The sequence below is a fragment of the Chloroflexota bacterium genome, assembly GCA_026710945.1.
GTDB lineage: Bacteria > Chloroflexota > UBA11872 > VXOZ01 > VXOZ01 > VXOZ01.
The window spans coordinates 76,917-91,980 of sequence record JAPOQA010000021.1; the positions used below are offsets into that span (position 1 = coordinate 76,917).

The 15,064-nt window shown below is 56.1% G+C and carries 8 protein-coding genes and 2 tRNA genes; 5 read left to right on the top strand and 5 right to left on the bottom strand.

Going from position 1 to position 15,064, the window contains the following annotated elements:
• Positions 1-258 precede the first annotated feature (258 nt).
• The 4 genes from murJ (at position 259) to OXE05_04235 (ending at position 7,657) form a co-directional block, all read left to right on the top strand.
• Positions 259-1,827, top strand: a complete 1,569-nt coding sequence (gene murJ, locus OXE05_04220) for a murein biosynthesis integral membrane protein MurJ (protein MCY4436522.1) — start codon at positions 259-261, stop codon at positions 1,825-1,827.
• A 469-nt stretch (positions 1,828-2,296) separates the two neighbouring features.
• Positions 2,297-5,134, top strand: coding sequence for a phosphoenolpyruvate carboxylase (gene ppc, locus OXE05_04225; protein ID MCY4436523.1), 2,838 nt, complete (start codon positions 2,297-2,299; stop codon positions 5,132-5,134).
• Between the two features lie 304 nt (positions 5,135-5,438).
• Complete coding sequence (locus OXE05_04230; protein MCY4436524.1) at positions 5,439-6,329, top strand: phytanoyl-CoA dioxygenase family protein; 891 nt, start codon at positions 5,439-5,441, stop codon at positions 6,327-6,329.
• Positions 6,330-6,766: 437 nt separating this feature from the next.
• The gene (locus tag OXE05_04235; GenBank protein MCY4436525.1) at positions 6,767-7,657 is read left to right on the top strand and encodes a phytanoyl-CoA dioxygenase family protein; all 891 of its coding nucleotides are present in this window, start codon (positions 6,767-6,769) and stop codon (positions 7,655-7,657) included.
• A 142-nt stretch (positions 7,658-7,799) separates the two neighbouring features.
• Here the strand turns inward: OXE05_04235 and OXE05_04240 are convergent, their stop codons facing one another.
• The 4 genes from OXE05_04240 to hflK form a co-directional block, all read right to left on the bottom strand.
• A complete protein-coding gene (locus OXE05_04240) occupies positions 7,800-11,474 on the bottom strand; it encodes a tetratricopeptide repeat protein (GenBank protein ID MCY4436526.1) in 3,675 nt (1,224 codons plus the stop codon).
• Between the two features lie 39 nt (positions 11,475-11,513).
• A tRNA-Arg gene (locus tag OXE05_04245) sits at positions 11,514-11,589 on the bottom strand.
• Positions 11,590-11,874: 285 nt separating this feature from the next.
• The gene (gene hflC / locus OXE05_04250; protein MCY4436527.1) at positions 11,875-12,792 is read right to left on the bottom strand and encodes a protease modulator HflC; all 918 of its coding nucleotides are present in this window, start codon (positions 12,790-12,792) and stop codon (positions 11,875-11,877) included.
• Positions 12,793-12,804: 12 nt separating this feature from the next.
• Entirely contained in the window at positions 12,805-13,842 is a 1,038-nt protein-coding gene (hflK, locus tag OXE05_04255) for an FtsH protease activity modulator HflK (protein ID MCY4436528.1), read from the bottom strand.
• A 498-nt stretch (positions 13,843-14,340) separates the two neighbouring features.
• Between hflK and OXE05_04260 the strand changes: the two genes are divergently transcribed.
• Complete coding sequence (locus OXE05_04260; GenBank protein MCY4436529.1) at positions 14,341-14,862, top strand: ferritin; 522 nt, start codon at positions 14,341-14,343, stop codon at positions 14,860-14,862.
• A 45-nt stretch (positions 14,863-14,907) separates the two neighbouring features.
• Here OXE05_04260 and OXE05_04265 read toward each other — a convergent pair.
• A tRNA-Gly gene (locus tag OXE05_04265) sits at positions 14,908-14,982 on the bottom strand.
• Positions 14,983-15,064 lie beyond the last annotated feature (82 nt).

The following is a 15,064-nucleotide window of genomic DNA, read 5'->3' on the forward strand; positions in this document are numbered from 1 at the left end:
TCCTAGAGAGTATTAAGTAAGCGAAATTGCTTCCGGCGCCCACCAATCGAGAGTGGCGTTAGACGGCTGCGTTACATAAAGCTTCAAGCCCGCTGCCTAAGAGAAAGCGAGCAGTTCGCCGTGGACAATTCGGCACGTCAAAGTTCGATTGATGGCGGGGCGTAAGCTGATGCAAGATTCGGGTCTGTACCACTGGCGGAACGCCGCGCCAGTGCAAGATTGCCGCGAGGTTTGTCAGTCTCAAGTGCTCTGCCATAAATGAACTCGTCTGTCTCCACCGACGCGATCCTGGCTCGTGCCGCGGTGGTGTTGCTGCTCGGCAACGTGCTTAGCCGCATTCTTGGGTTGGTTCGCGAACAGATAGTTGCCTACCTTTTCGGTGCAAGTGCTGCCACTGATTCGTTTGTGGCGGCGTCCCAAGTGCCGACGATGGTCTACGACCTCTTACTTGGTGGCGCCGTTACCGCGGTCCTGGTCCCCGTATTTGCCGACTACGCGAAAAACAACCGCGAGCTGTCGGCTCTGTTCGGTGCCATGCTCGCATTGGCGGGCATCGTTCTCGGTATTTCAGTCGTTGTGCTCGTCCTGCTGGCTGAGCCGCTCGTCCGCATATTGGTTCCTGGTTTTTCTCCTGAATCTCTCGAGCAGACGGTCAGTCTGACGCGGCTCGCATCTCCTGCCGTTGCCTTTCTTGGTCTGTCGGGTGTCGTCAATGCTGCGCTCTACGCTGGGCACAGACCCTACTATCCCGCCTTTTGTGCGGCGGTCTACAACCTTGGCATCATCCTTATGGCGTTGCTATTCGTTAGCCGCTTTGGGGTTGTGAGTCTTGTCATCGGCGTATTGGTGGGATCTGCGGGGCAGTTGGTACTTCAGGCTCCTGGACTGTGGCGCATGGGGATTCGTCCGCGTGCCGTGCTCAGTCATCCGGGCGTACGCCAAATCCTGAGACTCTATGCGCCGGTATTTGCGGGGCTTATCATCACGCAACTCGCAATCCTGCTGGATCGTAACCTCGCATCGCGAACAGGAGAAGGCAGCATCGCCGCGATGAACTATGCGACCCGGCTGGTGCAGCTTCCCATTGGTTTGGTGGGCTCTGCGATTGCCCTTGCCGTGCTCCCATTGCTGGCCGCTGAGGGACGCAACCTCGACACGGCGAACTTTCGACGCATCCTCAACCAAGGTGTGCGTCTCATCGTTCTGCTGATTTTGCCGGTCTTCGCCTTGATGCTGATCTGGCACCGGCCCATCGTTGAGCTCGTCTATCAGCGCGGCGCGTTCGATGCCGCCGACGCCAGCGCTACGGGGCTGGCGCTCTTTCTCTATAGCCTACAACTCCCGCTCACCGGCTTGGACCAGCTTTTCATATTTGCCTTCTACGCCCGCCAGAACACGCGTACCCCTGTGTTGGTCGGCCTCTTGGGTATCGGATTCTATCTGGCGGTTGCCTTGCCCTTGCTGCAGCCGCTTGGTATGCCGGGGCTTGTGCTGGCGAACACGGTGCAGAATTCCGGCCATGCGCTTGTAATGCTGTGGCTGCTCAGCCGCATGCTAGGGGGCGTGGGCGGTGAAGGCATTAGCCGTTTCATAGCTACCATTGGCGCTACTACACTTCTCATTGCACTTGTGGCCGGCGGCATGCTCTACGTGCAGCGGGTGTTGACTGAGGGTGGCGGTACCGTGGGCCTCTTGGCATTGGTCGTGGGCGGCGGTGGGGTGTTGCTCTTGGCATACCTGGGAGTGTTGCGCCTGCTCAAGCTGCCGGAACTCGCACTCTTGGCCGAGATGGTGCCCGCTCCGCTGCGCGCAGCCGTGCGTCGTTAGAACTGATCTCATAGATGCCTGGCCCTGTGCAAATGTGCCCTTCGACAGGCTCAGAGCCCGCCACGTACTTGATACGGGGGCGAACGGGAAGGACAACTATCCGTTCGTGTTGAGTGCTGCGCGAAGCCCTTGCCTGTCCTGAGCTTGACGAAGGATTAAAGCACGAAACGGCATGCCGAATCCATTTATGGGATAGCCTCTCGTCAAAGTCTCTCGATTCGGCGCGGCTATGTTTGAGAAACTGGCGGTGAGTCTGTTAGTCAAGGGAGCCACGACCACACGCGCATGTCTGGCATTGCAGGGTTGCAATGGGAGTGCGGTCATTTGGCTTGCAAGTGTGGCATCATAGGTTTGAACGCTCTCCTCTGCGGACTTTACAATGTCGCCGGATATGCCGGGCCTGACCGTGATTTCTCTAAGAGGGGATGCTTGCTTTCGAATTGAGTAGAAAATGAGTGCGGTATAGACGATGGAAATCGAACCGAGACAGACTGTTTTGCGACGGGTGCCAATCGAGCAACTCCGCGAGGACGTAAATTTCCTTGGCAGTGTGCTTGGCAAGGTGCTGCGTGAGCAGCATGGTCAGTCGCTGCTGGACTTGGTGGAGGACATACGCCTCAGCGCGATTTGGCAGCGGACTACAACGGCGACGGTCTCGCTGCAGCCGCTTGCAGAATCCGTAGCAGGTCTGCGGCAGAACGAGATGTTCGCGGTGGCCCGGGCATTCTCGCTCTACTTCTATCTCATTAATGCGGCGGAAGAGCAGCACCGCCTGCGCCGCATGCGTGAGAATGAGCGAGCCAGCTATCCCAAGCCGCGGTATGAGTCGATTGCGGCCGCTATGGCGAACCTAAAGGGTGAGGGCGTCACATCGGAGGAACTTGCGCCAATTCTGGCGCTACTCTCCATACGGCCGGTCTTCACGCGGCATCCCACGGAAGTGCGGCGTCGGACCCTGTTGGTGTTCCTTGAAATGTTGCGGGCGTGTTTGGCCGAACGTGAAGGCAAGCGCCAGGATGTCTCGATAGATCGACGCACCGACGAGAAGATTCATGAGATCGTGACGATCCTGGCGCAAACCGACATTACACCCTGGGAGCGTCCGACGGTCTTGGGAGAGGTTGATGACGGGCTCTACTACTTTGATCACGTGCTGCTCGACGTGATTCCGAGAATCTATCACGAACTCGATGACGCACTACAGCAATTCGCGGATGACTACACGTTTACGATGCCGCGATTCCTGACCTTTGGCTCGTGGATGGGCGGCGATCGGGATGGCAATCCCTTTGTAACGCCGGCCGTTACCGAAGAGACCCTGCGAATGCATCGATCGCTAATACTCGACCGCTATTCTCGAGACCTCGACGAGTTGTGGCGCTTGCTCAGTCCCTCGGTACACTACGCAACTGTTTCACGGGAGTTGCTGGATTCGATTGCGCGAGACCGCGCTTCTCTACCGGGCGCTGGCGTTGGTCGCAAGACAGACATCATGGAACCCTATCGGACGAAGATTGTGATGATGCAGAAGCGCCTGGAACGCACCAGAAGGCGCTATGCCGGTGGCGGCGCTGCCGCTTCAGGGGCCTACCAGGAACCCAACGCCATGCTTGACGACCTCCTGCTCATTCGAGACAGTTTGGAAGAGAACGGTGGCGCCCGCATAGCCCGCGGTCTCCTGCGGGACGTGATTCGACGGGTGCAGGTGTTTGGCTTCCACCTGGTGGATCTCGACGTGCGCGAGCACAGCGGGGTACATGCAGCCGCGCTGGACGAATTCCTTGCCGCCGCCGGCGTCACATCGGCTTACAGTGACCTCGAAGAAGCGGACAAGGTAGCGTTGCTCACACGCCTGCTTGCGGATCCGGCCAACATAGGCTTCCAAGACCTCTCTGTCGCTTCCACTGCCAGCGCGGCCTTTCAGACCTTTGTCAGCATCTCCCGTATGCAGAGTGAAGTGGGGATGGCAGCCTGCAATACCTACGTCATAAGCTTTACTGAAGCCGTGAGTGACGTGCTCGAGGTGGCGTTACTGGCCAAAGAGGCGGGACTCTGGCACGTGGATGCCCAGGGTCAGGTAAGCGAGAGTCGCCTCAAAATCGTGCCCTTGCTCGAGACCATTGGGGACTTGCGCGGCGGTTATGATCTCATCCATGCGCTGCTCTCGATCCCGGTCTTCCGGTCCCACGTGGGGTGCTGGGACGACCGTTTCGAAGTGATGCTGGGATATTCTGACAGCAACAAGGACGGCGGTTTTCTGACGGCTACCTGGGAACTCTACTGTGCGCAGCGGCAAGTGGTTGCCGCGTGCCGCGCGCATCACGTGATCGTGCAGCTCTTCCACGGACGTGGCGGGGCGCTCGGCCGGGGCGGTGGTCCGACAAACCGCGCAATCATGGCGCAGCCACCCGACTCTCTGGCCGGCGGCATGAAATTGACGGAGCAAGGAGAGGTTATCTTCTCGCGCTACGGGAGGCAGGCCGTGGCGCATCGCAATCTGGAACAGGTCATTCACGCCATGCTCCTGGCAAGGCTAAGCCCGAGTGTATTAAAGTCGCGCGCCTCCCTGGAGCCGGACTGGGAGCGCACCATGGCGACGCTATCGCAAACCGCATTTCGCGCGTATAGAGCGCTTATCTATGAGACACCTGAACTGCGCACATATTACCAGCAGGCGACGCCGATCGAGCACATCAGCCGCATGAACGTGGGTTCGCGGCCGTCGTCTCGCAAAGGCGGCGACCGCGTGGAAGACTTGCGGGCGATACCGTGGGTCTTCGCGTGGACACAGAGTCGACATAATCTGCCCGGTTGGTACGGTGTGGGCAGTGCCTTGCATTCATTCATAGAGGCGCAAGAGAGCAATCTGGAGCGCTTGCGTGCGATGTATACGAGCTGGGTGTTCTTCCGTTCGCTTGTAGACAATGCCCAATTGAGCATCGGCACCGCCGACATGTCGGTTGCCAAGCTCTACGCGGGGCTTGTGGTTGATGAAACGGTGCGTGACAAGGTCTATTCCGCTATCGCGGAGGAATATGAGCGGACGCGGCAGGCGCTTCTGCAGATTACGGACCAAGAGCAGATCATGGAGTCATCTCCGGTCCTCCAACGGTCAATCCTGCTGCGCAATCCCTATGTTGATCCGCTCCACTGCTTGCAGGTGCGCATGATGAAGGAGTGGCGCACGAGTTTCGCTGCTGAGGTAGCTACGCCGCTGGATGAACTATCGGCAGAGGCGCGCCGATTGCTTGAAGGCATATTTCAGACCATCAACGGCATCGCGGCCGGAGTGCAATCGTCGGGTTGAGGCCGTGTCCGGGCAGCAAGCGCCGGAGCCGTGAGGTTAGTTGCCTTGGGCAATTGATGGTGACATTTCACCTGGAGTGGGCGGCCCTGCAAAATCGGAAGCGGCTCGTTCTCGACGGGACTGTTGCTGGCACTCTCCGGCACAATAGATATAACGTAATTGCCTGCCAACAGATTGCGGAGTGCCCACGCAGAACGTAGCATGGGTTTGGGGGCAGCAGGCACGCGTAATGCAGATGCACAATTGTAGTGGCCGGACGTAGGCAGTCGCGTAGAATTAGAATGGGAGGCTTTGACAGGTGGCAATGAGAACGACGGTACTACCGGATTCATTGACGTCGAATGGCAACGCCTTCGACCTCTCCAACGAGACCTTTGGCGAATTGCGGGATGCCAACAGCTTGCTCGGGGATATGAACGCCATCCATGAGCGGCTTGTCGAGGACGGCTACTTGCTCTTCCGAAACTATCTCGACAAGGAAAAGGTGCTGGCGGCGCGCCGTGAGCTGATCGCAAAGCTCGACGAAATCGGCCTGATCGATCGCAGTAAGCCCTCTATGGACGCCGTCTTTTCGGGCGATACCAGCGGCATTAGCGCCTCGGACCGCAAGGCATTTGCCCGCGAGCTCCGCTCCGGCCCCGCGCTGAAGGAGATTTGCTTCTCCGGCAGGATCATGAGCTTCTTCGAGGCATTCTTCGGTGACGAAGTGCTCCACCTCAATTACATTTGGGTGCGGAACAGACGACGCGGAGCTGCTACGCCCTGTCACTTCGACTGGGTGTATATGGGTCGCGGTACGCGCAACGTCATGACGGCTTGGATTCCCCAGGGAGCAGTACCCTTGTGTGACGGACCTCTGGCGATTCTGCACGGGTCCCACAAGTGGCAGGAATTACAGCAGACCTACGGCGCGATAGACGTAGACAAGGATAAGGATAAGAATCCGTACGGCGGCGGCTCGCTGACGAAAGACCCAAGTCAGCCGCAGCAACGCTATGGCGGGCGCTGGCTTACTACAGAATTCGAGCCGGGCGACCTGCTCATGTTCGGTATGTTCACGTTACACTGCTCACTGGACAACGAAAGCCCCGAAAACCGCATACGCCTCTCCACTGATACGCGCTACCAGCTTGCCAGCGAACCGGCGGACGAACGCTGGATCGGGGACGATCCGTTCGGCCACGGCATGATGTAGACCCTGGCTTTTGGATTGCCGGCCTGCAGTAACCCGGGTGCTAGCGGTATTGGTTAGGGCATTGGTGTACTTGAATCCACGTAGTGGCCGCAGCAGGAGCAGCGACGATTCCCGGGTTCGCTCGTGAGTCTTACTCAAGCCTTGCATCGGTGTCGAAGCTAGTTTCCGGCTGGGCTTGGCTGACGACGCATGTCAGCCGGCAAGGCCCTGCGGCTCTTGGGCCAAAGTGGCGCCTCTGCTGTGTTGTTCTGCTTTTCACCCCGTCAGATGACTTGATGAAGTGATCGTTTAGTCGGTGCGTGCCGCCGGATTGCGGTGGCTGTGCGCAAAATGTAGTATTGATCTAGCTGCGGCATACGCCAATTCACGCTTTCGGCCAGGAGCGGCTCCGCAGTTTAGTGGCAGCGACGCACAGCGGGAGGGTTGGCAAGGTGGCGATGAAGACGACGGTCCTACCGGATACCTTAACGTCCAATGGTAATGCCTTCGACCTCTCGAATGAGACGTTTGGGGAGTTACGAGACTCTAAGAGTCTGTTAGGCGACATTGCCGCCCTCCACGAGCGGTTCGCTGAGGACGGCTATCTGCTCCTGCGCGGTTATTTGGACAAGGAGAAGGTGCTGGCGGCGCGCCGAGAGCTGATCGGCAAGCTCGATGAGATTGGCTTAATTGATCGTTCCGAGCCCATCATGGAATCCATCTTCTCAGGTGATACCAGCGGCATCAGCGCGACGGATCGTCAGGAGTTCGCACGAAACTTGCGTACTGGCCCGGCGCTCAGTGAGGTCTGCTTCTCCGGTCGGGTCATGGAGTTCTTCGAGCAGTTCTTTGGTGATGAGGTGCTGCATCTTGATTACATTTGGGTAAGGAACGTGCGGCGCGGGGCGGCTACCGGCTGCCACTTCGACTGGGTGTACATGGGACGCGGGACGCCGAAACTCATGACCGCGTGGATTCCGCAGGGTGCGGTGCCGCTGGCTGACGGTCCTCTGGCGATTCTGCAGGGCTCCCACAAATGGCATGAGTTACAGAATACTTACGGCAAGATTGACGTGGACAAGGATAAGGATAAGAATCCCTATGGTGGCGGCTGGCTGACCAAGAACCCCAATCAGCCGCAACAGCGGTACGGGGGGCGCTGGCTTACTACGGAATTCGAGCCGGGGGATTTACTCGTCTTCGGCATGTTTACGCTGCACTGCGCAATTGATAACGAAAGCCCGGAGAACCGCATTCGCCTCTCCACCGACACCCGCTACCAACTCGCCAGCGAACCCGCCGACGAACGCTGGATCGGCGACGACCCCTTCGGCCACGGCATGATGTAAGGCAATCACCGGCAAGTCTTTTGTCTCGCCGCTCGGCTGCGCAAGAGAGACTTTCCTAGTATTGAATTGCCGCTAGGTTTTCGATCTTGCCTGTCCACCACCATGAAAAGGGACACCAAATTGGACTACCTGCCTAGATCCATTAGGCGTCTGTATTCATCTTCTTCTTTTTCAACGTAGTCCTGATATTCTCCACTGTTTCAACTGCCTGAGAATTGTTAATACTTTCAAGCACAATGACGATAGAATCCAGACAGGTTAAGGTGTAATCAATCTTTATGTCTTCCCGTCCAGGGTGTGACACTTCATGGCGAGCGTTAGCAATTCTCCACAAGTGGTCATTCCAGGTCCGAAGATCCCCCCTAGAGACATCGCGGAAAGCGTTCTCCCAATATCGACCAATAAAATAACGAAAGTTCGAAATGTCAATCGCATCTTCCGCTGCTAGCCTTACATCCCTTCCCTCGTCGGTCAACCGCTTGAATGTTTCCTTCTGCCTCTCATGAAGTGGCGCTTCATCAATGCATTCTCTTACAGTTTTCCCCTTTAGTTTCTGTAGATGCCGGACGATGAAGGGTCTCATTGCATCTCGAAATATGCCTAGTGCAAAGTCTAAGTCGTCCCTGTTTGGCCGGTAGACCATTGCTCCTGCCGCGGTTGGTTGCACCTCTAGTTTCCTTGTTTTCTCAGAGGTGTTCGGCCTACCAGATGCTTTAGGCTGCTGCTTCTCTTCACTCTCAATGGTGTTTGGCTTGCTAGGTCCTTCCGGTTGCAGATCTTCTTTTATCGCTTTCTCATAGGTGTTCGATCTGCTCGACTCTTTAGGCTGCGGCTCCTGCTTCTTTGTTTTCTCCGTTGTGTTCGGCCTGCTCGGTTCGTTTGGTTGCGGATCTTGCTCTATCGGTTTCTCCACGGAGATCAGCCTGCTCGGGACTCTTTGCCGTTGCTTTTCCTCTCTAATAATCGTTCGACCGTAGTAGCCAGAGGACGTCTTTTTGCTCCTTCTCTTTATGAAAGTGCGTCCTAAGAATATAGTGACTAGTAAGACTATTATCGAATAGAACCCATAGCCTGCTACAAATCCTCGGAAGCCGTGAAGTTCCTTGTAAGCAATCCATTGGTCATAGCCAAATTGGGACTCTATGAGGTTGGATTTTCCGAGATTGGTACGATCTTGAGTTGTCGGCTGAGGACCTTGGTAACCTGCAGGTCCAATCCCAAATGAGTATTCCGTAAGAGTCCTCGCCAAGTCAGGAACTAGGGTAGAGCTATAGTCCGGCCGGACGGATTGAGAATCTTGCATCTGAATGTGTGCAATCCCGTGATGACGATAGGCAGTAGGTCTTGGGGTGGAGCGAAGCAATTGTATAGGTTGCTGCTGGGGCTCAACGTACTCCTGAATCCACGGGATCTTGTCCTTGATGAAGCCAACTACGAAGTCCTTAGCGGCTTGTAGGAAATTGCGGACAGAAAAATGTGAGCGCCCGCGATAATATATGGCCTCAATGTAGCCGGGGCTAAGTTCAATGGCCCGGTTATAGTCTGCGATGGCTCTACGATGCAGCCCCATCTCCGCGTAAGCGCGGGCGCGGCGAAAGTAGGCTACTGCGTTAAAGGGTTCAAGCGCAATTACACTCCCATAGTCACTTACAGCTCTTGAGTTTCTACCAAGCAGTGCATAGGAGCCGCCCCGATTGAAGAAAGCGGCGGCGTGATTGCCATCTAATTCGATCACTCTGCTGTAGTCCTCTATGGCTTGCGCATGCTCGCCGATTTCCGTATAGGCGAGTGCTCGGTTGAAGTATGAAGAAGCGTCCCCTGAATTAAACGCTATGGCCTTGCTATAGTCCGCAATGGCCCTGGAATGCAACCCAAGTCTCGCATAGGAGTAACCGCGACCAAAGTGGGCATCTGAGTTAGCCTGCTCACGCTCGATGACCTTGCTATAGTCATTTACAGCCTCAGCATGCCTTCCAAGCACCGAGTAAGAGTGCCCGCGACTGAGGTAGGCAGATGAGTTGTCAGGATCGAGAGTAATGGCATGGGTGTTGTTTCTTATCGCGTCCAAATGCTGGCCAAGAGCAGCTTGCGAGATAGCAAGGTTAAAGTAGGTTATGGCGTCCTCGGGATTAAAGTTCAAAGACTGGCTGTAGTCCGCGACAGCTCTTCTGTGATCGCCTAACTCAGCGTTGGTGACACCTCGATAGGCATACGCGCCGGCATCATTCGGCTCCAACTTCAACGCCGCAGTTAAGTCGGATCGAGCCGCTGCAAAGTCTCCCAAGTTGCTGAAATGGAGACCTCTGTTGAAGTAAGCTGCGGCATTCTCCGGCTCCAGCAGAATAGCATTCTCAAGGTCCGAGATGGCTTTCTGATGCTGGCCTAGACTGGAGTAAGAAACACTTCGATTGAAGTAAACGGCGCTATACAGAGGGTTGGCCAGGAGTGCCAAATCATAGTCCTCGATTGCCCGAGTGTGGTCGTTGAGCGCTGCATAGGAATACCCACGATAGGCAAAGGCTGCGGCATTGCTGGGATCGTGAGCTAGAACACTATTGAAATCGGCGATCGCTGATTCGTAATCTCTTTGGCTTGCGTAGGCAAGCCCACGTTCAAGGTAAGCTGCTTCGTCATTGGGGCGATGTGAGAGGAGAGTAGTGTAAGCGCGAATGGCCGAATCAAACTCTCCTAGGGCAGAGTGTGAGACTGCTCGATTGAAGTAGGCGGTGAAATTCTCAGGATCGAGCTTAGACGCCTTCTCAAAGTCCGCAATCGCGGCTTGGTGTTCTCCTAGCGCGCCGTAAGCATAGCCTCGATTAAAATAGCCGGCCGCATGGCTGGGGTTAGATTTGATGAATTGAGTTAAGTCGGGGACAGCATTGCGGTGATTACCAACGGCGAGGTAGGAAAGCGCTCGGTTGTATCGGACAACAGCGTCCTGTGGGTTCTTCGAGAGTGCCTGATCAAAGTCGGCAATCGCACTCTGTTGGCTTCCCAATTCCGCGAAAGTAATGCCCCTCAAGGTGAAGGGACTGGGATCATCTGGATTTAGTTCAATTGCTTTGTTGAAGCTATCGAGAGCCAGGTCAAGCTCATGAAGCATAAAGTGGATGTATCCACGCCAAAGGTACGCCTCTGAGTTTCCTGGCGTAAGTGCGATTGCTTGGTCCAAGTCTGCAATGGCTTTTTCGTATTCGCCAATTGCAGAGTATGAGGCTCCTCGGTGAACATACGCTGCAGAATTTTGAGGGTTGAGTTGGATTGACTTGGTTGAGTCAGCGATCGCTCCTTGATGATCTTGAGATGCCGCACGGGAAATTCCGCGGCCGAGGTAGGCGGCGGCATGTGTTTCATCATTCTCGATGGCCGACGTGAAGTCGTTCTTGGCTTTGCCGAACTCCTCCAGGGCGCTGTATGAGACGCCCCTCAAGAAGTAAGCATTTGAATAATGCGGGTTTGAATAAATGGCCCTCGTGTAGTCCGCTAGAGCCTTTGCGTGTTGACCCGAAGCCGCGTACGAAACGCCGCGGGCGTAAGAGGTTGTAGGGTCTTGAGGGTCAAGCCGTATGGCCTCACTGAATGCTGAAGCCGAATCGTTGAACTTACCCGCGAGGAGTGATTCGACACCGGAGTTATACTGTCTTTCGGCCTCAGTGAAACCACAGCTTGGTAGGAGAAGCGTGAGCAGGCCACAGACTAGGAAGGCAAGGTTGAAGCGCCCTGATCGAAGTAAAGGAATCCATCGAGGCGCAATTTGCCAAGAGAATAGAGGAAAAGCCAGAGCAGATGCGTAGATCGAAGGGTCTTTGCACACCATTGTGCTTATCCGCACTATGCAGTACTGCGTGGCTCGACTTGGTACCCCGTGAGCGACTCGAACGCTCGACCCCTGGCTCCGCAAGCCAGTGCTCTATCCACTGAGCTAACGGGGCATGCTATGTGCTGTCTCTAGTATAGCACTCCGCGTGGGAATGTTGAGAGCCGTCAGGCGGGTCTGACCGGATGTTCCACGAGCACCGCTTGATTTGCCGGCTATTCCAATTCGTTAGGTGGTACGTTGCGTCGCGTATCCCTCAACAAAGGCTGGATTCCGGCTTGCGCCGGAATGACGGTTGTCTCCTGTGGCGACACCTAGGTACGTTGGCATAAGAAGAGGGCTGCCGGTCCCATGATCGGCAGCCCTCTCGTCGTCAACTCTGTAGTAACTCTCGTGCCCGTTACTCGTCTTCTTCAAGCGCTGGGCTCAGCACCGGCGGCGCCGTTCCCACGTCTCGCTGCGGTGAAGGATCGACGAGATACTTGAAGAATTCGCTGTCCGGCGAAATCACAAGGATGTCGCCTTCCTGCAACACCTTGACGTAGGCTTCAAGTCGGCGTCGGAAGGCGAAGAATTCAGGGTCTTGGTTGAGGGCATTGGCGTAGATGGCGATAGCTTCAGCGTCGCCTTCACCCCGTAATTGCGCCGCTTCTTCTTCGGCTTCCGCGACGATTATGATGCGCTCGCGGTCTGCCGAAGCCATGATTTCAGCGCCTTGCTCCTCACCCTCGGCGCGGTAGCGGTTGGCTTCCCGCGTGCGCTCGGCCTTCATACGCTCGAAGACACTATCCTCGACTTCCTCGGGCAGGTCGGCGCGCTTGAAGCGCACGTCAATCACCTGGATGCCAAAGTCAAGGGCGCGCTCACGGCTGGCAATCGTGACGGCCTCCATGATATTCTCGCGCTCGCCGGCGATCATCACGTCGAAGTTAAATGTCGCCAGCGTGCGTCGCAGCTCTGAGAACACCACGTCGTCCAAGCGTGCCCGGGCACCGTTCTCATTCTGTACGCTAATAAAAAACGTGAGCGGATCAACGATGCGCCAGCGTGTAACGTGGTCCACACGCACACGCTTCTTGTCAAGAGTCAAATACTCCTGTGGTTCAGCGTCACTGGAGAGCAAGCGTCGATCGAAGTACACAGCATCCTGGACAAAGGGCAGCTTGAAGTACAGCCCCGGGTCCCTGGCTGTGTACTGATATTCGCCAAGTTGCAGGATGATGGCTTGATTGGTCTCGGTGACGACAAACGTCACCTGCGAGAATACGAACAAGGCCAGTGCCCCGAGGGCAACTATTACAGTTAGCGTGCGTCCCATGCGGCACCTCCCTTATTGGCTAATACTTGATGGTTGTGTTCCAGATTGTAAACCCCGGAGCGGGAGGAAAGGCAGGACACCGCTATCGGACTGCGAAATCAGCACTTTCTCCACGTTGGCCATAGCTTGCTCGACCGCCTCGATGTACATGCGCTCACGAGTTACTTCGGGAGCAAGGCGGTATTCTGCGAGAATCGAGAGGAAGCGCTCGCTCTCACCGCGTGCGCTGCGCACACGTTCTTCCTGGTAAGCCAGGGCTTGCTGCAGAATGCGTTCCGCTTCACCCCGTGCCCGCGGCACCACATCCTCGCGGTAGGCCTGGGCTTCATTTACCTTGCGCTCACGGTCCTCACGCGCACGCACTACCTCGTGGAAGGCATCCCGCACTTGATCGGGCGCGTCTGCCACTTGCAGGCGTACGTCGGTGATCAGGATGCCCGCATCGTATTCGTCGATGAGTTCCTGGAGATATGCGCGCGTATTCTCTTGAACTTCGGCGCGGCGTTCGGTAATCACGCCGTCAATCGGCATCTTGCCTACGGCGCTACGCAGGGCTACTTCCGTAGTGGTGTGCAGTACGGCCTCCGGATTGTTCACGTTGAATACGAACGCCGCAGCGTCTTTCACGCGGTACTGTACGAGCAGTCCGACCTCGACGATGTTCTCGTCAGCCGTAAGCATGAGCGCTTCCTCGAGGATGCGCCGCGCCTCTTGACCTTCGACGTTGCGGAAGCCGATTTCGGCACGGCGCACGTTCGCAATATCGACGATCACCACGTTCTGAATCGGCCAGGGCAGGTGATAGTTCACGCCAGGCGAAGAAGTATTCACGTGCCGGCCGAATTGGAGCACGACGCCCTGTTCGGCGGGGTCCACGATGTACACGCCCGACCCTACCCAGAGCACCACCGCGACGATAACGCCGAGAAAAATGAAACGCTGTAACCGTCGGGCCCGTTCTCGGGTTTGACGGAGCATTTCTCCGAAATCTTCATTGTCTTCATCATCCGGCGGCCCGCCCTGCGGGCCGCCGCGATCATAGACTGACATGCCTCTGCCTCCTTGTGGCCTGCCTTGCGTCTTTGCTTTCTTGCCGGTGTCGCCTGCGCAAGCGGCAACAGTCCGGACGATTCATTACATCTCTGTCTACTACTACCGTACCATTCTTGGCCCTGTTTGTAGAGTGCCAGCCCCTCCGTTCCCGACACGTGGCAGCAGGGCGAAGCGGGGAGCACGGAGATTGGTCAATTCGTAAGCTATATATACTTAGCTAAGTTTCTGGAATTCAAGGTTCTAAAAGTTGCCGCGACTGAGATACCGAGATCTGGATTCTCTTTGCTACAGAACTTGCCGGACTCGGTAGTTTTCTCCAATTGCGGTGGATTCTCCCAAGTGCGGCAGGAGACAGGAGTCCGCTAGAATTGCCTTCAGCTCGCACGGTCACGTGTATTTCCATTGGGATGATGTTGTCGGTTAGTTCTCAAGTATAATGAGATGGAACGGTTACCAATTTGGGGGCATTCCCGCAGATTAGAAGGGGATCTGACGATGATTTCGGAGAAGATCGAAGCAGCGTACAACAAGCAGATTACAGCCGAACTCTACGCCTCGAATCTTTATTTGGCAATGGGAGCATACTTTGATTCGTTAGCCTTTCGCGGCTTTGGACACTGGCTGCGTTTGCAGAGCGATGAGGAGCGTCAGCATGCGCTGCGCATCATAGGTATTGTCGTGGATCGGGGTGGCGCTGTAGAGATTCAGGACATTGAAGCGCCCGGCTCATTCGAGTCCCCTTTGGCGGTGTTTGAGCAGGTTTTGGCGCAAGAACAGAAGGTTACGCGCATGTTTCACGGTCTCTCAGACCTGGCCGAAAAAGAGAGCGACCACACGACGCTCGTAGAACTCGAGTGGTTCCTCCTCGAACAAGTGGAAGAAGAGCGCGTTTCCCGCGACCTTCTGAAGAAAGTCAGGCTCCTTCAAGATTCGCCAAGCGGCATGTTCGAACTCGACCGCGACCTTGCAGGACGCACGGCAGAAGAAGGTCAGCCGGAAGAGAACCCACAAGAATAGCCTCGTTGCCTGAGCGACATTGGGTCGCGCGAATTAATTCAGATTTGGAGCGGGCAATGGGATTCGAACCCACGGTCTCAACCTTGGGAAGGTCGCGTGTTGCCACTACACCATGCCCGCGCGAGTGCATGCTGCCGTCTACTGTAGGTAAATCCTGTAGCTCAGTCAAGCTTATCCATTCCTGTGCAAGCTCATTTTCATC